We start from the raw sequence: 21,639 nt of genomic DNA, 5'->3' as shown, positions 1-21,639 counted from the left end.
TAATATTATCGACTTGACTGATGGGTAGCGTGTAAGAAAGACTTGAAACAAACTACTGCTGAATCAAATTGATCCACTACCCTTATTTACGACGGAGCGAAAAATGACAACATTTGTGAAACATTGCAATCAACGAAAAACAGAGTGTTGATCTGCGTCAATTTTAAAGAAATGTGAAAATTCCTTATTTTTTTCTACACACCTTATAAGTAGAGACGTTCAGCAAAACTTAATCTGAATGCATTATACACTCCAAATTAACGGCCTGATCAGCAAAGAACACAATAGATACTATTTTCACTAACAGGTAGTTATCGAAACAACCTCTCGGATTCTACTAAAAATCAAAGCAATTTCGTTGAATTAAAATGTATAAATCATTAGAACGATCAAAGCTTTTTTTGTCCCCTTCAATTCTGTTAATTTGTCCCCTTCAATTCTGTTAAATAGTGCAGTGTCATTTATTATTGATTTTCCTTGAGCTGCCAAATGGCTTCGCATGATCAAAGAAACCATTTATACAACTCTCTGTTGACCTGCATCGACCACCTTCTTTCTAACATCGACACAAACTATAAAGCCTCTTTTGTTGATTAAGTTTTTGCAGAACATTTGGAGCTCACACGCCTACAAGCTACCATAGGGTTTTGTCTGAAACGTTCTAATGGCCAAAGCAAAATCCAGAAAAGCCTATGTCTGCACAGAATGTGGCAGCGAGTCCGCCAAATGGCAGGGGCAATGCCCAGACTGCAAAGCTTGGAATACGTTCAAAGAAGTTAATCTGGGGCCTGCTGCTTCTCCTTCCATCGGTGCTACCAATAAGTCCGGTTTTGCTGGCACGCTCAGTGGTCTTCAAACCCTGAATGAAGTCGATGTTGCAGAGGCTCCCCGATTCAGCAGTGGTACGTCAGAATTCGATCGTGTTCTCGGTGGTGGGTTTGTTAAAGGCAGTGCGGTTCTCATTGGCGGCCATCCTGGTGCAGGTAAGAGCACCATATTGCTTCAGGTGCTGTGTCATGTAGCCCAAAGTATGAATGCCCTGTATGTCTCCGGAGAAGAATCTCTTCAACAGATTGCCGCTCGAGCCAAACGCCTTGGTCTGCCTACCGATCGCCTGAAAATGCTGGCAGAAACATCCGCCGAAAATATTGTGGCCGTCGCTGAACAGGAGAAACCGGGGATTATTGTTATCGACTCCATTCAGGTCATGTATATGAACGGAGTGGATGCAGCGCCCGGAGGGGTTGCCCAGGTTAAGGAGTCTGCAGCCTTCCTGACCCGATATGCCAAACAGACGGGAACCGTTTTGTTACTGGTAGGTCATGTCACCAAAGATAATTCTCTGGCTGGTCCCATGACCCTGTCGCATATTATCGACACTCAGATCATGCTTGGGAACACCGACGACTCTCGTTTCAGAGTGATGCGCGCGACTAAGAACCGATTTGGTCAGGTTAATGAGCTGGGCATTTTTGCCATGACCGAGAGAGGGATGAAAGAAGTCAAAAATCCTTCGGCCATTTTCCTGTCCCGAACCCCAGAACCAACTTCTGGCAGCATTATCAGTGTTCTCTGGGAGGGTACGCGTCCTCTGCTGGTCGAAATTCAGGCTCTGGTCGTGGATTCTCAGCTAGGCAACCCAAGACGTGTCACAGTGGGTCTGGACCAAAACAGGCTGGCTATGCTGCTTGCAATACTCACTCGACATGGCGGTATTTTCACCAGTGACCAGGATGTCTTTCTTAATGTGGTGGGAGGAGTCAAAGTCACAGAAACCAGTGCAGACCTTGCAAGCCTGCTGGCGGTTGTCTCCAGTCTGCGTGACAGTGCCCTGCCTCAGGATCTCTTTGCCTTTGGAGAAGTGGGTCTTGCCGGCGAAATCAGACCCGTCGCCAACGGGCAAGAGCGTTTGATTGAAGCGGCTAAACATGGTTTCAGAAGAGCAATAGTGCCTACAGCAAACAAGCCCAGAAAACCTATTGAAGGTTTAACCGTAGTCGGTGTTCATAAACTGTCTGAGGCTCTTGAGGCTATTTAAGCCCTGCAACAGAAAGCAACCACAGCATATATACAGTGACCACGATGGAAAATGAGAGCTGCACTTCTGCTGCTCTCAAGGCATCAAGCAGGTGCCTGCTAATCATTGGAGCATCCTGCCAATGGTTTCTTTGTGCCGGAATTGCAACAAATCCGGGAACTATTGTCTGAAAATGATGCTGCAAGCTTTCATTCGCAAAATCACCTAACGTTAAGTCGGTGCTGACCGCCTGACCGGGTTGTCCATGATTCATCGTTACACCCGTGATGGCAGAACCGCCACCAGGACCTTGAGTGAGGTGTATATGCTCTACGTGATGGATCTGCTGTACAATCAACCCCCCTTCATCAAGTTCTTCTGACTCCAGAGGTTGCTCTGGGAAATTCAGCTGGAAATCTCCCGACACATCTATCATTGCTGTAACGATATAAGGAGCAGGTAAAGTCCCGGTAATCATTCCAGCATTTGCCACTAGTATATCGGGCTGAAGCGGATCAAGAATCTGCTGACCTGCAATCATCTCTGTTTGAACCAGAAGATGAAAACCTCCTGCCAATACCTGCTCAGGAAGGTTGTAGGAGATCCTTGCCACAACGCCCCCCCCTATTACCCTGTATATGTAGATCAGCTTCCTGCCTGATACTCCGTATGAAAGCGATAATCCGTGTGAACTGAGAAAATTCAAATGACCGGAAAACGGAGCTTGAAAGCCCTCATTACCACTTTCTGGAACAATAGCCACCATAAACCCTTCAGCTTCCTGAGTCAGGGATACCGAATAATGCTCCTTTTCAGTGACTTTCATTTTGAATTGACTATTCAGAATATTCAGTGCCAAAACCTTGAAAGTCAGCAGCATGCCGAATAGATAAGTTATGAAATAAACCAGAGGTCTGCACATTTCTAATCACTCATTGCTTCTTACTCTCCTGAATTCCCTTCCAGGCTCTCAAAAGCCAGACAGAATTTTATGTTTTCCTGCTTTAAAGATAGATGCAGTTTTTATGAATTATCCGGGTCAGCATTCATGCTGTTATACTTCGCGGCCACGTTGTTTGTGAAAAACACTTTGCTGAGTCATTTTTCATGTTTTTCATGTTTTTCATGTTTTTCATGTTTTTCATGTTTTTCATGTTTTTCATGTTTTTCATGTTTAAGGGTGACGCAAAATGCTTTTCTTCGCTCATAGCTACTTTTGAAATCAGGTCAAAACATGCTCAAAGGTCTTTACGGTGTAACCGACAGCCAGCTTCTCCCTGACGATCGTATTCTGATGGAAGCGGTTGAACAGGCTTTGATGGGAGGCATGAAAGTACTACAGTACCGGGACAAAAGTCTGGATCACAACAAACGGCTACGTCAGGCCAGTACTCTGCGAGTACTCTGCCATAAATACGGTGCTCTTTTTCTTATTAATGACGACATTGAACTGGCAGCCGAATCAGAAGCGGACGGTGTACACCTGGGGCAACAGGATGAATCTGTAGCATCCGCCCGTAAAAGACTGGGAGAATACGCCATCATTGGTGTCAGCTGTGAAGGCTCTCTCGATCAGGCTCAGATGGCTGTGGATGAAGGAGCCAATTACATTGCCTTTGGACGATTCTTTCCTTCTCGCACCAAACCCGATGCCAAGCCCGCCGAACTGTCACTTTTACCTTCTGCCAAAGAGGCCTTCAAAGTCCCTGTTGTAGCCATTGGTGGGATTACTGTGGATAATGCCTCACAACTTATTGAAGCGGGTGTTGATATGGTCGCAGTGGTCCATAGCCTGTTTGCTTCCACAGATATCCAGAGTCGTGCCCGTCACTTTACTGAATTGTTTAATCAGGAATAGATCATGTCCCTATCCCATGAACGCTCAAGCACTCTGTTTACTGAAGCCCAGACTGTTATTCCGGGAGGTGTAAACTCACCGGTAAGAGCATTCAAGGGGGTAGGAGGCAAACCGGTCTTCTTTAAAAGTGCCAAAGGGGCCTATGTTCAGGATGTCGACGGTAATAGCCTGATTGACTACGTAGGTTCCTGGGGACCCATGATTCTTGGTCATAACCACCCCGACGTCGTCAGCGCCGTTCGCGATCAAGCTCTGGACGGTCTGAGTTTTGGTGCGCCAACCGCTCTGGAGACGGAACTGGCTCTGAAAGTCCGTGAGATTTTTCCATCCATGGAACTGCTCAGAATGGTGAACTCGGGTACCGAAGCAACCATGAGCGCTATTCGTCTGGCGCGTGGCTTTACCCACCGTGACAAGATTGTGAAGTTTGAAGGCAATTACCACGGTCATTCTGACTCATTGCTGGTTAAAGCTGGCTCCGGCGCACTGACCCTGGGTGTTCCTAGCTCCCCAGGCGTTCCTGAGGCTCTGGCAGAAAGTACCATCACCCTGACTTACAATGATCTGGAATCCGTCAAACAGGCATTTTCAGAGGTAGGCAATGAAGTCGCCTGCATTATCGTTGAGCCGGTAGCAGGTAACATGAACTGCATCCCTCCCGTCAAAGGCTTCCTCGAAGGCCTGAGAGAGGTGTGTGACGAACACGGCGCTCTGTTAATTTTTGATGAAGTGATGACTGGATTCCGTGTTTCTCTGGGCGGAGCACAAGCTCACTATGGCGTTAAGCCTGATCTGACCACATTAGGCAAAATTATCGGTGGTGGCCTGCCAGTAGGTGCTTTTGGTGGACGAAAAGACGTCATGGAACACTTGGCTCCTCTGGGGCCGGTTTATCAGGCAGGCACCCTGTCAGGTAACCCTCTGGCTATGGCGGCAGGTCTGGCGACCCTGAAGAATCTGAGTCGTCCCGGCTTCCACGCAGAACTCACCGAAAAAGCAGCAAAACTGCTGACAGGTTTTAAAGAGAAAGCGTCAGAGCACGGAATCTCCCTGCAAACTTCTCAGGTTGGAGCCATGTTTGGCCTGTTCTTTACCGATCAGCCACGTGTCGACCGTTTTGATCAGGTGATGACTTGTGATGGCGAATTTTATGGCCGTTTCTTCCATGCCATGCTGGACGAAGGAATCTATCTGGCACCGTCTGCGTTTGAAGCCGGCTTTATTTCTGACGCCCATGGCGATCTGGAGATCCAGAAAACCATAGAAGCTGCAGATCGTGCTTTCCAAAAGCTTTCCATGAGGTAACACTTTTTACACTATGAGTTCATTGGCTCTTTCGGATGCGGTGCTGGCAGCTGCCAGCGCCTTCGCTGTCTTTCTGCTCTGCCAGCAACAGGCATTCGCCCAAATTCACAGAACGGCCACCAAGGGGGCACTTCTGGGCTTTCTGCTGATTGCTCTGGCAGCGGTAGCGGGCACCTTGAAGTTCGGGTTTTCAGATATCTGGACAGATGTTTATCTCTTTTTAAACAATGCCGCCACTTATCTCTCACCTCCTCTCATCGGCACAGCGATTGCGCTGCTACTGTCCAACAGAGAGTGGAGTAAACCCGCTTGGGGGAGGATGATTCTTGGACTGTGTCTGGCTTATGAAATCACCCGTTGGTACGGAGTTGAAACACTCTACAGAGATGCACTGCTGGCAATCAGCCTGCTGATCGCTCTTTACAGGGTTCTCAAAGCTCAGGTTGAATCGGGCCCCAAAGGATTATTGCTCATTGCTTTTATCAGCTTCTTTATTGGCGGGCTGGTCATCGGTAATGAAGGCACCCTGGGTGGGTACCTCAGAGTTAACCTTTTTCGATATATGATTGCCTTGGGAAGCCTGCTGTTGGGTACCGGTTTATTCATGTTGTTGAAGAATCAGAACAAGATGACTGAACAAGCGGGCACAAATCAGGAATAAACGGCCACACCTCCCATTGCACAGCATACACAAGGGATACGGGTTCTATACTGCTTGGTATTCAGAACATTTGCAGGGAAGCAAACGTGGCCAATCCTCCTTCATCCACTGGAGTCGTAAACTCCTCTCAGCCAGCCCCATCTCATACATCAGGGCTCAGTCAGCTCAAAGACCCACAGAAAGGCAAGCTTGACCGCCATGCAGTCACTGCTCTTGATGGCGATAAGGTGGAAAAAAAACTGTCTGATCCGTCAAAAGAAAGTCGTAAAGCCAAAGTCAAAAAAAGCTTCAAAGACTTCTTTTCAATCAAGTCCACTCCTCCCAAATACCAATACAATGCCAATGTTCGAGCAGGCGGGCAAAACTATCAGGTATACACCAACAGTCCGAACCTGAATGTCTGGACAAATAACCCCAACACGACAGTCTCCAGCAATACTCCGCACACCCGCGTTCAACATTTTCAGCCACAGCCCTATCAAGGAAATCCTTTTCAACTTCAGGTACCGGGCCTTGGGGTATTGCAGCTACAACAACCTCTGACTTTTCCTCAGACACCCTTTAATTTCCCACCGATATACCAACATCCTCCAGCACCGCCTCCCCAGCCTGCCAAGCCGGTTTTTGCCCATATTTATCAGGATGAGGCCGTTTGCAAACAGATTGACCAGTCCAGAGTGACCGAACGATTTCATATGTCAGAGGACCAGGTAGGCCAGCTGGAAACTCTTTCTAAGCGAGAGCTTGGCCGCTCAGAACGCTTCCCGAATACTCTGGACTCAGCCGTTGCCAAACGTAAATCTTTTGATTACCAGCGCCTGAATGACATCGTCAAAGGACACCAGGAAAAATTGACTGAAAAACTGCCTGCTGACGATGCCTCAATCAAAGCGCAGGGCAAGAAAATGATCGATTCACTCGAAGAAGGTATGCAGAGAATAGATACTATTTTCAAAACCGGCGTTCACTACTTTCCTGAGGAAGAAGTAGAGATACTGAAAGATATGCGCCAGCAACTGAACAGTGAACGCTCTCTGGTACTTCAGGTTCTGAGACAAGACGGAGCCAGTGCGGCTGGAGAAAAACTGGACTGGCAGGCCGCTACTGAATTCAAGCGACTCGGATACGACCTCACTCATGATGTGACCCAGCATTTGAGTGAATATCAGGGCAAAGCAGCCAAATCAGAAGAAGCTCTGGGATCAGGCAAAGCTCATACTGTCACTAAACTCAGTTTTGAAGAAGGCTCAGAAACAATAGAAAAGGTCTTCAAATCTGAAGACGCTGTGGATACCAGTCACTTTAAAGACCACACCGCTAAAGGCAGTTATCTGAATAGCCAGCGACCCAGGTTTGCCGCAAGAAACCTCGCCAGCCAGAGCCTTCAGGATGCTCTTGGACTGAAACTGTTACCGAAAACAGAATTGACCGTTCACAACGGCAAGGTCGGGCTTCTGATGGATGTTGCTAAGGGAAAGCAGCCTTTCACCGCCAGAAATGGTAGTGCCAAAGATATTCCCTTTGACTCAAAGGAAAATCCGAAAGTAGCAGCAGAAATCGCCAAGAACCTTAACAGTGCCGAGTGGTTGGATTGTTTTTGTGGTCAGCAGGACAGAAATACCGGAAATTATCTGATAGATCCTTCAACGGGTCAGGTCACCCTGGTCGACAATGATCATTCATTTTATCCAGGACAGTCATCGATCGACCGCTCCGAGGTAAGAGCAGGTGCCTCGGGCTGGTTATCTCCGTGGCCTGGTCCGCCCGCTCTCATAGACCGGGAAGTCCTGAATAAACTCAATGCCATAACCGTAGATGACATAACCGCAAGATTGACCGGATTGCTTGAACCCTCAGAAATTAAAGCCACCATCAGCCGTCTGGAAGAACTCAAAGAGCACGCTGAAGTTCTGGAAGAACAAGGACTGGTCGTCGATGACTGGGAGACTTGGAAAAGCAAAACCCAACCGCCACTGAGCGCTATTGACTTCATAAAACGTCACGGCAGTCAGAGCGCCTATCTCAATGCCATTCCAGCCCTTCGAACCACTGAGTCAGCATCTCAACTGACACCCAAAAAACCTAAGCCCAGAACGCCTTCAAGCTTATAAAAGGTGACAGTAATGAATGAACCCATGACCACACCCGAACAGTTTGAAGCTGCCAGACATCTGATACGGGATGCAGGCCTGCCAATGCCTCCCATACCCAAAGGCATCTCAGAGAAACTCTTCAGGCCACAAGATACCAACTACTTCACATCCCGGACCAACACACCTGGCCCCTGGAGTCTGGGTTGGTTCCTTGAAGAAGTAGAATACGGCAACCCTCAAAGTTACGTGATGATTGGCATTGATGGGCATGGCCAGGAATCCTCTGCCACCCACTTCTACCTGGTTGAAGAGGATATTGCCTTTTTCCACCAGAGCCAGATGATCAGTCCATCCAATCCGGAACTGGAAGAAAGTCTATCTGACCAGTATGACCTGATGGCCATCATTGCGGTGGCGACAGCACAAGCCAAAGAGAAAGGTCAAATGGCTGAAGAGAGTCGACTGGTTATTGTGCGCCCCACCTATCGACACCCCTTCTGGGGGATTCAGCCCAGGCCGGGGCATCCTATTGACTGGAAAGACGCTGAGGACGCCCTGTTGGATGCCAGCAACTGGCTGGCAAAAAGAATGCACTGATCAGGGCTCAGACAGAAAGATTTATGCAGGAGGCATCGGGAACGGCTTAACGTTACTACCCTTGGCTTCAGAAACCTTGGCAGACCCTTCTTTCTCTACTTCATCAATGCGAATAATAGACGTCAGTGGAATATAGCTTCGTTTAACTCCTTCAAAAGTGCTTTTCAGTTTTTCTTCACTAGGATCCACCAGCAGCTGACTTCGCTCACCAAAAGCAAACTCTTCCACTTCAATAAATCCCCAGAGTTCACTCTGAAAAATCTGTCGAGCATAAACTTCAAAGACTTCAGATTCATTCTGAAAAATAACGCGAAAAACCTGGGATTTCGACATTGACTCCAAACACCTGTAACACCGTAACTTTTAATGAAAAACCTTTCATTGCCCATAGCGACGAACATGAGTTTGGCCGCCCTGGCTGTTTCGGGCATGTAATAAAAAAGGCGGCTAGCATACCACAATCTGAACGGCCATGAGCTAACGAAAAACGAGGATAGAGGGATGACATACCACAGTTGATACCGACTGATTCCGATATTTCACAACGGACTTTGACAGATTCGACGACTTTATCTAATTACTCTATACCCATTGGATTTCAAGATGCTACCAGGCGACGAGTGAGCGAAGCCCTGTGAGCCTACAAGTAGTAGGTGATCAGGGTGAGCGAACGCTGGCAACAACGTAGCATCTTGAAAGGCGATGGGTATATGTCACCTACCGTTCTTACAACTCATTGCATATTTGTTCCGCAAACATTCCCGGGCCCGCCATGAATATACGTCCTCCTCTGATCATCACCCTATTGCTGTTTTTCATTTTTCCTTCTGCACATGCCGTAAAAGAATGCCAGGACATCTCCACTCTGCCAATGGATAAGCAGACACAAACGTTTATGGACATGAAAGAAAGCTTCATCGGTACCATGAAGCCTTCAGAGCACCTTGATCAGATTCGCGAGCTGGCTACCGACCCTGCTCTGCTGGATGAGATAGGAGACCTTCCCCTACAAAGCTTTCCTGGCATCATAGAAAAACGTTATCCCAGTGTACCTAAAACCATTTTGCACGGTTTCACTGACCAGATAGAAAAGCTCGACAGAATAGCAGACTGTTTTCACCATGGTAAACGCAACAAAGACGCATTAATGAAGCTGCGCTACCGTAAAGTGAAAGCAACGGATAACCCCTATATAGGCTTTCTCCTGCCAAAAAAAACCGACCAGCCCCGAAAAGTAAAAGTAACCAGCAAGGATACCTGCTACGACAAGAGATGCGTATTCACAGAGATCAATGTGGACGATCTCGACAAAGATGTCATTTTACTGGTTCATCGTCCTGCTCGATTAAGTACTCCAGTCATTCATTACAAACCTGTCTTCGATCCAAAAACGGCGGCTTCCAAACGTTTGCCCGAACGGGCTTATTTATTGGAACTGGATCTGCAAAAAGTCGGTGAATATTTCAGCAAACCCGAAATCTATGCACATATTACTTATTACAATGGAGACCAGCCCATTCGCGAAGACACCATTGAAATTCCATGGGCAAAAGAAAAAGGCTTCAATCAAGGCAAAACAGAGCTGATCATCTGGCTGAATGCAGACTCTGTGCAGCTGACCCTGCTCGAAAATGACTGGGAAATTCCTTTCAGGTTGATTGGCAAGATTCTTAGCAAGGCTGTCGGTTTGGGATTACAGCTGGCCAGTGCCAGCCACCCTGAAATAGGACAAATCCAGACAGCACTTGGTGACCTCAGAAACCGTTCATCATCTGAGGAGCCAGACTTCTACGATGCTCTGGAACGGATGAATGCCGACGATCTGCTGGATACTATTCGCCTCCAAAGAACCCACACAGACACTTACATTCCCATGAAACAAGGGGTTGTAAAAATGACACTAAAGCATGACTACACTCCCAAGACTGGACTAAAGAATGAACTGTAGTCCTATTAAGATCACGTAATCCCTGCATACAGGGTCAGAAATATTGCTCACTACCTTCCGGTGATCACTGCCGTTATAATGACGACCTTTTACATCAGGAGACTGACCGAACACATGACTCGGCCAGCCTCCTAACTGGTTTTGCTATTCTGAGTCACCTGAAGCCTGAATATCATGGCTTCTAAGCCTCAGACCCGTTAAACAGCAGACAGGAATCCGGTTTTGCCGTCTGAAATGACCAAGACAGACTTGAGCCCAGAAAGCGAAAGCATGAGCCCAACAAAAAAGCTTTATATCAAGACCCACGGTTGCCAGATGAACGAGTACGACTCAGCTCGAATGGCTGACCTGCTCGGAGAAACCCATACCCTGGAGTTGACAGACAACCCGGAAGAAGCCGATGTTGTGTTGGTGAACACCTGTTCTGTAAGGGAAAAAGCCCAGGAAAAGCTGTTTCACCAGTTAGGCCGCTGGAAAAAACTCAAAGACGCCAATCCCGACCTGGTGATTGGTGTGGGTGGCTGTGTCGCCAGCCAGGAAGGAGAAGCCATCCGTAAAAGGGCTCCTCAGGTAGACGTGGTATTTGGACCACAAACCCTGCACCGACTGCCAGAAATGATCGACGCGACCCAAAGTAATCATATTCCTGTCGTAGACGTCACATTCCCCGAGATTGAAAAATTCGACCGTCTTCCCGAGCCCTCTGTAGAAGGCCCTACGGCATTTGTTTCCATCATGGAAGGCTGCAGCAAATACTGTACATTCTGTATTGTCCCTTACACTCGTGGTGAGGAAGTCAGCCGCCCTATGGATGACGTGATTGCAGAGTGCGTGGGTCTGGCAGAAAAAGGGGTACGTGAAATCAACCTGCTTGGGCAAAACGTTAACGCCTATCAGGGTGATAAAGACGATGGAACTCTTTGTGATCTGGCGGAACTGATTACTATTGTTGCTGCTATTGATGGTATTGATCGTATTCGTTTCACGACCTCCCACCCGAAAGAGTTCTCTCAGAGCCTGATCGATGTGTACGCTGAAGTTCCTGAGCTCGTGAGTCATCTGCACTTGCCCGTCCAGGCTGGCTCCAACCGTATTCTCTCCATGATGAAACGTAATCATGAAGTGGAGATGTATCGGGAAAAGATCCGTCAACTGAGAGAACATCGCCCCAACCTGAGTTTGTCCTCTGATTTTATCGTTGGCTTTCCGGGTGAAACCGATGAAGACTTTGAAGACACCATGAACCTGATTAACGAAATTGGTTTCGATGCATCTTTCAGCTTCATATACAGCAAGCGTCCCGGAACTCCCGCTTCTGACATGCCAGATGATGTTTCTGATTCAACAAAAAAGCAGCGCCTTAAAATACTGCAGGATCGTATCAATCAGCAGGCCATGCAGATCAGCCGCCGTCTGGTGGGAACCACCCAGAAGATTTTGGTGACAGGTTACTCCAAGAAAGACCCTGGTGAGCTGAGCGGAAGAACAGAATGCAACCGTGTAGTTAACTTCAAGTGTGCAGAACCGAGACTCATTGGTCGATTTGCCGATGTCGAAGTTGTTGAGGCGTTCCCTCACAGCTTGCGTGGCTCACTGATAGACTCCGAGTTAGGTGTTGTTATCTGATCCCCACCTTTCTGGTTAACAAAAAGCCCACCGTATGAGTTGGTTTTTTTGTTAACCATACTAACCAGCCTGATTGAACCATTAAGGAACCTTTCTCTTTATAAGTTGACTAAGGAATAGTCCCGAAATAACTTCCCGACTCTTCAGTTCCAACTCGTCATTCCCGCGAAGACGGGGATCCACTGTTAGTGATGAATTCCCACCTTCGCGGGAATGACGGAAACCCGGAAGTTATTCCGAGACTATTCCTAAGGACTTTGGAGACTTTTCAATGCTGGACGCAACGCAACACACATCAGGGTTTCAGACTCAGGCCCTTTACCAATCTGACGAAGTATCTTCTCGCATCAGGCCTGACGTCGTTACTTCATTCCAAAAGATGCTACCAGACTCTCTGATTGCTGATTTTGCCAAGAAATCCGTAAAAATAGCAGAACGAGTAACGGCACATTCCAAGGCTTCTCTTCGTGTATTCAACTTTAAAGAAGTCGTTTGTGATAAGCAAACAAGAGATCTGTTCTGGTGCCCGGAGATCCTGTTACCTCTATCTGCTTACTACTCGGCAACGCAAGAAAATGTCTCCAAAACCAAAGCAATGAACGCCACAATCCCAAGCTACCCTGAGGTCACTGAAGCAATTTCTTCACCTTTATTAGATCTCCGTCGATTACCAAAGTTCTTTTCAGAGTTGGGATCTTTGATCAGACAACACCTCGAAACTTCTGGTATTGATACTTGTTTTTTGCAGAAGCCACTACCGGTTACAGCAAAGAAGTCTGAGATTCTGGAAGATAAACAAGACACACAATTTGAATCATTTACTGACTATCTGGATAAACATGGATGGGTAGAAAAAAAGGACTACTCTGTAGAAAAAGTCGAATCAGTATGCAAATTCAGTGATCCGATCCCCTGTCGAGAAGAGTCTCTCCCTGACATAGATTGGTTACCCATACTACGATCTACTTTTACCGCTAGTGCAAAAGCAGCCAACCTGCCCTTTAATTTTAACCAGACACCACTATTTATTGGGTATGTTGAGCCAATAATTGCCGATGAAATTTTCAAACAAACCATGTTCCTTGATCACCCAGCCTCTGGGAACCTTACCCACGGGCCATTTACTCACCAAATACAGGTGCTACTTTCTGCGTCGTTAAACTCACTCAATAAAAAAGAGCTCGACTCCATTATTACTCATAAACAGTGGGGGGCTGCGTTTGACCTCTCTCCAAATGACAACCCTGATGGTCCAATTACGTTATCTGACAAACCAGAACAGCTCGCGATGATTGACTATGAAACATTGATCAACGGCTGTTATCCTAATACTATTCAAACTCTTCTGATTTTTGGCCTAATGTCATCCCTGCTCGTAAATGGCTTAAAGACACCGGAGAGCGCCTCTGATCTGCTTTATTCTCTTGATCTTTCCGCTCTTGATACCACGTCCAATAAAGAAACTTTACATCAACACATTTTAAATATCAGAGCACTTGAATACGCAATTCTTGGAGCGACCGGGAATCTCTGTGACCAAACAGCTGATGCTCTAAACACCTATATAAAAACATTATCATCAACCACGATGGAAGCCCTCTATTCCTTGGATAAAACTCATCACTGGGGAGAATTTATTCTGGATGAACAATCAAAAACAATGACTAAAGCAACCGTCATTCATTACCTTCAAAATCACCAGCCCTTTGATGTTTATATTCAGGATTTATCCACTAAAACACCTAAACTAAGACTCATCACTCAAATTTCAGAATATGAAGAAAATGCTGGCTACATCATTTATCCCAAAGGCGTTAAACCACCCACCAACTGCCTTTCAGCTCCCGTTGCATGATAGACACTGACTATTGACAGCCCAATGAGATTCGTTAGAGTCAGCTCCTGATAACCCAATTGCAACGGAGCATACCATGTCAGTTTTGAGAGTCGCTGTGAACGGAGCCAAGGGCAAAATGGGACAGACAGTCGTCGAGTTTGTTCAAAACCACAGCAGCCTGGAACTGGCCGCGGCTATTGACCTGGGAGACGACCTGGCAGCAGAAGTCAAAAACAACTCTGCCGATATTGTGGTCGACTTCACCCGTCCGGAAGTCCGCATGGAAACGGTAAAGAGCACCCTGTTCTCAGGTGCATCTGCCGTAGTCGGTACAACCGGCTTTACCCCTGAAGATCTGGACACTATCAAAGGCTGGATCAAAGAGACCGGCAAGGGTTGCTTCATTGCCCCCAATTTTATTGTGGGTAACGTTCTGATGCAGCAATTTGCCAAGCAGGCCGCCCGTTATTATGAATACGCTGAAATCATTGAGTACCATCATCAGCAAAAAGTCGACTTCCCTTCTGGTACAGCAGTAAAAACCGCTGAACTCATGAGTGAAGAGCGTGAAAAATTCAATATTGGTACTAATGATCAGGTTGCCAACATTGAAGGCTCCAGAGGCGGAGACTACAAAGGCATCAAACTTCACGCAGTGCGTATGCCCGGCTTTGTTGCATCACAGGAAGTCATTCTGGGTGACAGTGGCCAGTACATGACAATCCGCCATGACTCCATTGAACGTACCAGCTATATGCCTGGTATCCTGATGGCCAGTGAATACATCCATGACAAGGCTGAACTGGTTTACGGTCTGGAGCATATACTCTGATCAAAAAACCATGATCTGAAACTGCAGTTCACTCTGAAGTATGAAAATACCTGCAGAACCCGTGGACTGCATTTCATCATTAACAAAGGCTGAAGTTATTTAACAGATGACATTGTTAAAACCTTCGGTAAAATCAGGCCTGCTTTAGTTTGATTCTCCCTTCATTTTCTATCTATGAACACTTTTTAAGTGTCGTCCATAGTCAATAAAGTACGGCAAGAATCAGACTACAGTGTATGCTTAACTATATGTATCGCAGTAAGAGCTGAACTCTCGACTTGAATACCCAGATCCAAGCACCACAGACAAAAAATGCAGGCAAAACCTGCCAATTCCTCCTGGAACCGGACGACCCGCGTCGATTCGCAGAGCTTTGCGGACAATTCAACCAGCATCTCAAACAGATAGAACAGCGCCTTGGCGTTGATATCCGTTATCGTGGTAACCAGTTCACGGTCAAGGGCGAAGACAAAAACGCTCAGGCTGCGACTGAGATACTCAAGCGCTTGTACAGGGAAACGGGTAAAACAGATCACCTGACTGCTGAGATCGTTCACCTTTACCTTCAGGAGTCAGCCGTTGAATGGGTTCACGAACCCAAGTCTGACAACCTGATTACCCTGCGTACCCGAAAAGGTACAATTACGCCACGGGGTGAGAACCAGCAGAGATATGTTCGTTCCATACTGGACCATGACATCAATTTTGGCATTGGCCCGGCAGGTACCGGTAAAACCTATCTGGCAGTAGCTGCTGCGGTTCAAGCTCTGGAAGAAGAAGAAATCCGTCGAATCCTTCTGGTCAGACCCGCTGTAGAAGCCGGTGAAAAACTGGGATTTCTTCCGGGTGACCTGTCACAGAAGATCGACCCTTATCTGCGCCCGCTCTACGATGCTCTTTATGAGATGCTTGGATTCGAGCGAGTGGACAAGCTGATCGAGAAAAATGTCATTGAGGTTGCACCACTGGCGTATATGCGTGGCCGCACCCTGAACAATTCATACATTATTCTCGATGAAGCACAGAACACCACACCCGAACAGATGAAAATGTTCCTGACTCGTATCGGCTTTGGATCAACAGCGGTGATTACCGGGGATATTACCCAGGTCGACTTGCCCAAAGGCACCCGTTCGGGTCTGGCTCATTCCGTTGATGTCCTGAAAGGTGTTGAAGGCATTGGCTTTACCTGGTTCAGCGCTAAAGATGTAGTACGACACCCGATTGTCCAGAGAATTGTTCAAGCCTATGATCGTTTTGATCGGGCTGGTCAAAACAAGTCGTCTTCAGAGGGTCAGTAATGTCTTCAGACGTGTATGTTGACATACAAATAGCCAGCGAGAGCTCTTCACTCCCCTCGGAAACAGATTTCCAGCAATGGGCCATGGCGGCCGTAGGATCTCACCGTGAGGAAGCTGAGATCAGTCTGCGAATTGTTGACATCGAAGAAGGGACAGAGCTTAACCAGCAATGGCGCCAGAAAACAGGACCAACGAACGTTCTGTCATTTCCATCTGATTTACCTGAGTCGCTGAATCTGCCACTGCTTGGCGACCTGGTCATCTGTGCTCCGGTTGTTGAACGTGAAGCCAGAGAGCAAGATAAAACTCTTCAGGCGCACTGGGCTCACATGATGGTTCATGGCACACTGCACCTGCTGGGTTATGACCATATTGAAGATGACGAAGCTGAGGCTATGGAATCGCTGGAAACAACGATTCTTCAAGATCTTGGTTTTCCCGATCCGTACCAGTCTGAAAAAAGCGGATCATAATCACAGGAGAGACTGGCCAACTCACGTTTTCTATGAGCTGGCCCTCACGGTAATACAAGGTAATGAACGACGACACAGCGCCGGGCGACTCGCCCGCATCCACTTGGAAAGACAAACTGACGGCCCTCTTCAGCCAGGACCCTCAGAACCGGAGTGACTTGCTGACTCTGCTCAACGATGCCGGGCTCAGGGGTATTATTGACCATGAAGCTCTCAGCATCATTGAAGGGGCTGTTCAAGTAGCTGACATGCAAGTCAGGGAAATTATGATCCCCCGCTCTCAAATGGTCTGTGTAGATGAAGACCAGGAGCCCAGGGATTTTCTACCCAAAGTTATTGAGTCTGCCCACTCCCGCTTTCCTGTCATCGGCGATACCAAAGACGAGATTATCGGTATTCTCCTGGCCAAGGACCTCCTCCCCCTGATTCTTCAGAATGGCAAATTCAATATCAAGGATCACCTTCGTCCTGCCACTTTTATTCCTGAGAGCAAACGCCTGAATGTTCTTCTTAAAGAATTCAGAACCAACCGAAATCATATGGCCATTGTCATTGATGAGTTTGGTGGCGTGGCAGGGTTAGTGACTATCGAAGACGTTCTCGAACAGATCGTCGGCGATATAGAAGACGAACACGATGTTGATGAAGACAGTTTCATCAAACCGGTTGAGGAACAGGCGCGGACTTTTATTGTCAAAGCCCTGACTCCCATAGATGACTTTAATGAACACTTTGAATCACGGTTCAGTGATGAAGAGTTCGATACTATCGGCGGTATTGTCCTGCAAGAATTTGGACACATGCCCAAACGAAATGAATTTGTAGAAATTAACGGGTTCCGCTTTGATGTTCTGAATTCCGATGGCCGAAGAATCAGGCTACTGCGAGTCAGTTCAATCTAGAAGACGACGGTTGTACCATAGATTTAGAGAATGAAATTGTCTTGAGTCCTGCGGGCTCCTGGTTCAAACTCTAACCCTTCAGGGGCTTGTCAGGCTAATTTTTCGAAATAAACTCTGGCAGGCTTCTACAAACACCTTCTTCATATGCCATGAAAACAGGTGTTGTCTTCCATGACCATTTTTTAGCAAAAGCAGACATCGCCATTCGGTGCACAGTACCGCTCTGCCTGTTCTGGAATGCCGTATTAGAATAGTGAGAACCTGATGACTCTGGATCAATGGCTGGCTTATTTAACCGCCTCACTGGTATTGGGTACCGCCTTCTCTATCCTGACAGCCATCTATTACGTTTCACTGGTCTTTATGGCAGGAAAACTTGCCAAAAAAGCAGGTCAGAACGCAATGGTTCAGAGTCTGGCGAAATGGCTGGGAGGATTATTGATGATCGGCTTTGGACTCAGACTTGCACTGGTCAGCCATCGCTGAGGAAACCTGACGTTCGCGTAATGACTTTATGAACAAAAAAACGCTCTACCATGGACACCTTGCTACGCTGTTGGCCGGAAGCCTGTTTCCATTGGGCTTTAGCCCATTCAACATCTGGCCTGCCCTGATTGTTGCTACTGCTGCAGGCTTTGCTCTTACCCGCTGTGAAACCGTAAAAACAGCCACAGTTCGAGGTCTGTTATTTGGGTTCGGTCTCTTTGGCACAGGGACTTCCTGGGTCTATGTCAGTATTCATAATTTTGGCGCAGCGTCAGTCCCTCTTGCAGGTCTGCTGACCGCTCTGTTTGTGATGCTCCTGGCCAGCCTGTTGGTCATGCCGCTTTTCTATCTTTATGCAAAATTAAAGAATCGCTTCAGCATTCAGACTCCCTGGCAGCAGGCACTCCTTTTCGCAGGCTTATGGACTCTCTTTGAATGGGTTCGCAGCTGGCTTTTGACAGGCTTTCCATGGCTTCTTCAAGGCTATTCATTGTTGGACACCCCCATTCAGTCATGGGCACCTGTCGTCGGTGTATTTGGACTGAGCCTGTTGATGGCGACGACCGCAGCATTAATGACTGCAGCAATAGTGACAGAGAGAGCCAAACGAAACCCACCACTGATTGCCCTCTCCATCACCTTGTTGTTTTGGATAGCCTCAGTACCGCTTGGAAAAATACAGTGGACCCAACCCACTGGGGAAATCAGCTTCAGTGCCGTGCAGGGTAATATTCCCCAGCTTTTGAAATGGGATCCTGACTATGTCCAGGAAACGCTAAACACTTACTACACCCTGTCTGAAAAAGAGTGGAGTCAGGAACTGATTATCTGGCCTGAGAATGCCATACCTCTTTTCTACAGTCAGGCCAGATCAGTTCTCAACCGACTTGACAGAAAAGCCGCAGAAAATAACAGCGCACTGATTCTCGGGTTACCCATTGATGAACGTTCTAAAAGCACTCACTCTTTAGTGGACGAAAAATATTACAACGGCATAGTAGCCAAGGGACTGGGAGAGGGCCGTTACTACAAGCAGAAACTGGTTCCTTTTGGCGAGTATGTGCCTCTTGAGTCCACTTTGCGTGGCCTGATCAGCTTTTTTAATCTGCCCATGTCTGCGTTTAGCGCTGGAAATAGCAGTCAGGAAAAACTGCGCATCCCTAATGCAGTGATCACAACCTATATTTGTTACGAAGTAGTTTACCCTGATTTTGCTGCTCGCCAGGCAAAAGACAGTGGTTTGTTAATAACCATCAGTAATGACACCTGGTTCGGCAAATCCATTGGTCCAGAACAGCACTTTCAGATGGCTCGTATGCGTTCGCTGGAAACAGGTCGATACATGATCCGTGCTACTAATGACGGCATCAGTGCCCTGATAGACGACAAAGGTCAGGTTATTGAAAGCATTGAACGATTTAAGCCGGGCGTTCTCAGAGGCACCGCAGAAGTGATGAAAGGCAATACACCCTTTATGTTACTTGGATCCTGGCCTGTTATATTTTTGAGCCTGCTAATGATCGTAGTGGCAGGTTTCAGCGCCAGAAGATCTGCCTCTAGGAGGCTGACCGAGAATAGCGTCCGAGCATAAAATTCAGTAGAACGAGTCAGCTTTTTCACTGAATTTGTGCGAATAGTTGACCTATTTAAGTAAATTCAGTCACTGCTGTCCGGTTAAACATATCCAAGCTCCAGCTTNTGGTCCACAGAAGCAGGTATCAGTCTCGGGCAGTATAAAGTCGATAGCAAGTCTAATGAGAGTGTGCCGTGGGTACTGAAGCTGGCCTGTTAGGAAAACAGTCAGTGAATGAGCATAAGCTCATGAAGAGATGGAGGTAGGTCCTCCAAAGTCTGCTGTCGGAAGTCGGTTTTAAACCACCTTCAAACGGCTGTTATTAAGAGTGATGGTCGGAAGCGTTGAAGGAAAATCAGAATGAAATTCTGGCGAGGTGTGATGTAAGGAGATGAGTAACTCCGAACCTGTGTGGACGCGTCGTAATCTTTCATTAACATCAAAACCGAGATCGTTTCGTTATCTCGGGACAAGTACACCGGCGTATTCCGAATGCTGGGTGTGCGGTGTTCGGCGTATTAGGCTCTTTATGGGAACCACGGGAACCACGGGAACCACGGGAACCACGGGAACCACGGGAACCAGTCATCATGATGTTAAGGGAGAAAGGCGAATAACTGAAATTATGAGCTTGAGAGTACCGATGCATGATACTGGGGCGGAGCAACTCGTAGTAGTGAGGAAGCATTTGTAATGAGTGTGGAGCGAAGGGGTTGCGTCAAGCAGCCTGAAGGCATTTCACAACTGTCACCTTGTGACAGGAGGACGTTATGCGCTCAGGCAAAACAGTTTGCGATTTCAAAATGGGATGTGCATGCCGCTTACGAGAAGGTAAAAGCCAATCGTGGTGGTGCTGGTATTGATGGTGTAACGATTGAGGTCTTCGAGCAAGATCTGAAGAACAACCTATACAAGATATGGAATCGCTTATCGTCAGGTTCTTATTTTCCACCTCCGGTGAAAGCAGTCAGTATACCGAAGAAATCGGGCGGCGAGAGAATACTGGGCATTCCAACGATAAGTGATCGTATAGCACAGATGGTCGTTAAAGAACGTCTGGAGCTTATGTTAGAGCCTTGTTTTCTTGAGGACTCTTATGGTTACAGACCGGCTAAATCAGCCACTCAAGCCATTGGGGTTACAAGGCAGCGGTGCTGGAAATACGACTGGGTTCTGGAGTTCGATATTAAAGGGCTGTTTGACAATATACGACACGACCTGTTGATGATCGCTATTGAAAAGCATGTTGCCATAGGTGAGAAAGTGCTTGGGCAGAATCTCAGCTGGATCAAACTCTATATCAGGCGATGGTTAGTTGCGCCATTACAGCAGGGTAACGGAAGTGTGTTGGAGCGGAATCGTGGGACACCACAAGGTGGTGTCGTCAGTCCGTTATTGGCCAATCTGTTTTTGCATTACGTGTTCGATAAGTGGATGCAAAAGCAGTTTCCGGAGAACCCATGGTGTCGATATGCTGATGATGGTCTGATTCATGCTAGAAACCAAGGCAAGGCAGAATATCTGCATAGAGAGATAAAACGGCGTTTTGAGGAATGTGGACTGGAAATACATCCAGAGAAAACAAAGATTGCGTATTGCAAGGATGACAAAAGAAAAGGGCAGTATGCCGCTCACATGAGTTTTGATTTTCTGGGGTATACCTTCAGGCGACGGCGCTGCAAAAGAGCGTCGGATAACACATTCTTTGTCAGTTTTACTCCTGCGGTAAGCCAAGCTGCGATGAAAGACATGAGGCGGACAATTAGAGAGCTGAAGGTTAGACATAAGACCGGCTATAGCTTGGAAGAACTTGCAAGGTGGTTGAATCCGGTCCTTCATGGGTGGATAAGTTATTATGGACAGTATCGTCGTTCAGCACTTGATCCGGTATTCAGGCACTTCAATAAAACTCTGGTGCGTTGGGCAAGAAGGAAATTCAAAACGCTAAAGAGGCACAAAAGTCGTGCGATAGGGCTGTTTGATCAGTTGTCGTTGCGATGTCCCGGACTCTTCGCCCATTGGCGATTCGGATCAGCAAGAACGTTTGCTTGATGGAAGCGGAATGAATCGAGAGGTTCACGTTCCGTTTTGCGAGAGGCTGAGGGGGAAGTTCCCTCGGTCTACTCACCT

The 21,639-nt window shown here is 47.2% G+C and carries 18 protein-coding genes; 16 read left to right on the top strand and 2 right to left on the bottom strand.

All coding sequences use genetic code 11. The features are described from left to right. The first annotated feature begins 664 nt into the window (after positions 1 to 664). Positions 665 to 2,038, top strand: a complete 1,374-nt coding sequence (gene radA / locus GZ78_RS17935) for a DNA repair protein RadA (RefSeq protein WP_034839059.1) — start codon at positions 665 to 667, stop codon at positions 2,036 to 2,038. Here the strand turns inward: radA and GZ78_RS17930 are convergent. Beyond that, entirely contained in the window at positions 2,031 to 2,939 is a 909-nt protein-coding gene (locus tag GZ78_RS17930) for a hypothetical protein (RefSeq protein ID WP_034839057.1), read from the bottom strand. The two genes, radA and GZ78_RS17930, sit on opposite strands and share 8 nt — an antisense overlap. Before the next feature lie 312 nt (positions 2,940 to 3,251). Between GZ78_RS17930 and thiE the strand changes: the two genes are divergently transcribed. The 5 genes from thiE to GZ78_RS17905 all read left to right on the top strand — a co-directional run bounded on the left by thiE (position 3,252) and on the right by GZ78_RS17905 (position 8,531). After that, on the top strand, positions 3,252 to 3,875 hold the full coding sequence (gene thiE / locus GZ78_RS17925; RefSeq protein ID WP_034839054.1) for a thiamine phosphate synthase: 624 nt from the start codon (positions 3,252 to 3,254) through the stop codon (positions 3,873 to 3,875). Positions 3,876 to 3,878: 3 nt separating this feature from the next. After that, on the top strand, positions 3,879 to 5,180 hold the full coding sequence (gene hemL / locus GZ78_RS17920) for a glutamate-1-semialdehyde 2,1-aminomutase (RefSeq protein ID WP_034839052.1): 1,302 nt from the start codon (positions 3,879 to 3,881) through the stop codon (positions 5,178 to 5,180). Positions 5,181 to 5,193: 13 nt separating this feature from the next. Continuing rightward, on the top strand, positions 5,194 to 5,841 hold the full coding sequence (locus tag GZ78_RS17915; protein WP_034839049.1) for a hypothetical protein: 648 nt from the start codon (positions 5,194 to 5,196) through the stop codon (positions 5,839 to 5,841). 86 nt (positions 5,842 to 5,927) lie between these two features. Beyond that, on the top strand, positions 5,928 to 7,952 hold the full coding sequence (locus tag GZ78_RS17910; protein WP_034839046.1) for a hypothetical protein: 2,025 nt from the start codon (positions 5,928 to 5,930) through the stop codon (positions 7,950 to 7,952). A gap of 12 nt (positions 7,953 to 7,964) precedes the next feature. Beyond that, positions 7,965 to 8,531, top strand: a complete 567-nt coding sequence (locus GZ78_RS17905; RefSeq protein ID WP_034839043.1) for a hypothetical protein — start codon at positions 7,965 to 7,967, stop codon at positions 8,529 to 8,531. 21 nt (positions 8,532 to 8,552) lie between these two features. Here GZ78_RS17905 and GZ78_RS17900 read toward each other — a convergent pair whose 3' ends face one another. Beyond that, positions 8,553 to 8,864 carry a DUF1820 family protein gene (locus GZ78_RS17900; protein WP_034839040.1) on the bottom strand — a complete coding sequence of 104 codons (312 nt, stop codon included), beginning with the start codon at positions 8,862 to 8,864 and terminating at the stop codon, positions 8,553 to 8,555. A 439-nt stretch (positions 8,865 to 9,303) separates the two neighbouring features. On the opposite strand from GZ78_RS17900, the gene GZ78_RS17895 reads away from it, so the two are divergent. The 10 genes from GZ78_RS17895 (at position 9,304) to ltrA (ending at position 21,561) form a co-directional block, all read left to right on the top strand. Beyond that, a complete protein-coding gene (locus GZ78_RS17895; RefSeq protein WP_034839039.1) occupies positions 9,304 to 10,479 on the top strand; it encodes a hypothetical protein in 1,176 nt (391 codons plus the stop codon). Between the two features lie 270 nt (positions 10,480 to 10,749). Beyond that, entirely contained in the window at positions 10,750 to 12,105 is a 1,356-nt protein-coding gene (gene miaB / locus GZ78_RS17890; protein ID WP_034839587.1) for a tRNA (N6-isopentenyl adenosine(37)-C2)-methylthiotransferase MiaB, read from the top strand. Between the two features lie 271 nt (positions 12,106 to 12,376). Further along, complete coding sequence (locus GZ78_RS17885) at positions 12,377 to 13,960, top strand: hypothetical protein (protein WP_152558811.1); 1,584 nt, start codon at positions 12,377 to 12,379, stop codon at positions 13,958 to 13,960. 76 nt (positions 13,961 to 14,036) lie between these two features. Next, a complete protein-coding gene (gene dapB, locus GZ78_RS17880; protein ID WP_034839035.1) occupies positions 14,037 to 14,774 on the top strand; it encodes a 4-hydroxy-tetrahydrodipicolinate reductase in 738 nt (245 codons plus the stop codon). A 278-nt stretch (positions 14,775 to 15,052) separates the two neighbouring features. Then, a complete protein-coding gene (locus GZ78_RS17875) occupies positions 15,053 to 16,075 on the top strand; it encodes a PhoH family protein (protein ID WP_236631614.1) in 1,023 nt (340 codons plus the stop codon). Beyond that, entirely contained in the window at positions 16,075 to 16,548 is a 474-nt protein-coding gene (gene ybeY, locus GZ78_RS17870) for an rRNA maturation RNase YbeY (RefSeq protein WP_034839033.1), read from the top strand. The genes GZ78_RS17875 and ybeY overlap by 1 nt, the downstream gene beginning before the upstream one ends. A gap of 62 nt (positions 16,549 to 16,610) precedes the next feature. Then, complete coding sequence (locus tag GZ78_RS17865) at positions 16,611 to 17,450, top strand: HlyC/CorC family transporter (RefSeq protein ID WP_034839026.1); 840 nt, start codon at positions 16,611 to 16,613, stop codon at positions 17,448 to 17,450. 264 nt (positions 17,451 to 17,714) lie between these two features. Beyond that, a complete protein-coding gene (locus GZ78_RS17860) occupies positions 17,715 to 17,936 on the top strand; it encodes a hypothetical protein (protein ID WP_034839023.1) in 222 nt (73 codons plus the stop codon). Between the two features lie 28 nt (positions 17,937 to 17,964). Continuing rightward, positions 17,965 to 19,527, top strand: coding sequence for an apolipoprotein N-acyltransferase (gene lnt, locus GZ78_RS17855; RefSeq protein WP_034839021.1), 1,563 nt, complete (start codon positions 17,965 to 17,967; stop codon positions 19,525 to 19,527). 675 nt (positions 19,528 to 20,202) lie between these two features. After that, the gene (gene ltrA, locus GZ78_RS17850) at positions 20,203 to 21,561 is read left to right on the top strand and encodes a group II intron reverse transcriptase/maturase (protein ID WP_034839018.1); all 1,359 of its coding nucleotides are present in this window, start codon (positions 20,203 to 20,205) and stop codon (positions 21,559 to 21,561) included. Positions 21,562 to 21,639 lie beyond the last annotated feature (78 nt).

The organism is Endozoicomonas numazuensis (assembly GCF_000722635.1).
GTDB lineage: Bacteria > Pseudomonadota > Gammaproteobacteria > Pseudomonadales > Endozoicomonadaceae > Endozoicomonas_A > Endozoicomonas_A numazuensis.
The sequence above is the reverse complement of the archived record's forward strand: the minus strand, read 5'-3'. Positions and strand labels throughout refer to the sequence as shown.

Coding starts and splice junctions, on each gene's coding strand:
- radA (WP_034839059.1), top strand. CDS start 665: ATGGCCAAAGCAAAATCCAGAAAAGCCTATGTCTGCACAGAATGTGGC.
- GZ78_RS17930 (WP_034839057.1), bottom strand. CDS start 2,939: ATGTGCAGACCTCTGGTTTATTTCATAACTTATCTATTCGGCATGCTG.
- thiE (WP_034839054.1), top strand. CDS start 3,252: ATGCTCAAAGGTCTTTACGGTGTAACCGACAGCCAGCTTCTCCCTGAC.
- hemL (WP_034839052.1), top strand. CDS start 3,879: ATGTCCCTATCCCATGAACGCTCAAGCACTCTGTTTACTGAAGCCCAG.
- GZ78_RS17915 (WP_034839049.1), top strand. CDS start 5,194: ATGAGTTCATTGGCTCTTTCGGATGCGGTGCTGGCAGCTGCCAGCGCC.
- GZ78_RS17905 (WP_034839043.1), top strand. CDS start 7,965: ATGAATGAACCCATGACCACACCCGAACAGTTTGAAGCTGCCAGACAT.
- GZ78_RS17900 (WP_034839040.1), bottom strand. CDS start 8,864: ATGTCGAAATCCCAGGTTTTTCGCGTTATTTTTCAGAATGAATCTGAA.
- GZ78_RS17895 (WP_034839039.1), top strand. CDS start 9,304: ATGAATATACGTCCTCCTCTGATCATCACCCTATTGCTGTTTTTCATT.
- miaB (WP_034839587.1), top strand. CDS start 10,750: ATGAGCCCAACAAAAAAGCTTTATATCAAGACCCACGGTTGCCAGATG.
- GZ78_RS17885 (WP_152558811.1), top strand. CDS start 12,377: ATGCTGGACGCAACGCAACACACATCAGGGTTTCAGACTCAGGCCCTT.
- dapB (WP_034839035.1), top strand. CDS start 14,037: ATGTCAGTTTTGAGAGTCGCTGTGAACGGAGCCAAGGGCAAAATGGGA.
- ybeY (WP_034839033.1), top strand. CDS start 16,075: ATGTCTTCAGACGTGTATGTTGACATACAAATAGCCAGCGAGAGCTCT.
- GZ78_RS17865 (WP_034839026.1), top strand. CDS start 16,611: ATGAACGACGACACAGCGCCGGGCGACTCGCCCGCATCCACTTGGAAA.
- GZ78_RS17860 (WP_034839023.1), top strand. CDS start 17,715: ATGACTCTGGATCAATGGCTGGCTTATTTAACCGCCTCACTGGTATTG.
- lnt (WP_034839021.1), top strand. CDS start 17,965: ATGAACAAAAAAACGCTCTACCATGGACACCTTGCTACGCTGTTGGCC.
- ltrA (WP_034839018.1), top strand. CDS start 20,203: ATGAGTGTGGAGCGAAGGGGTTGCGTCAAGCAGCCTGAAGGCATTTCA.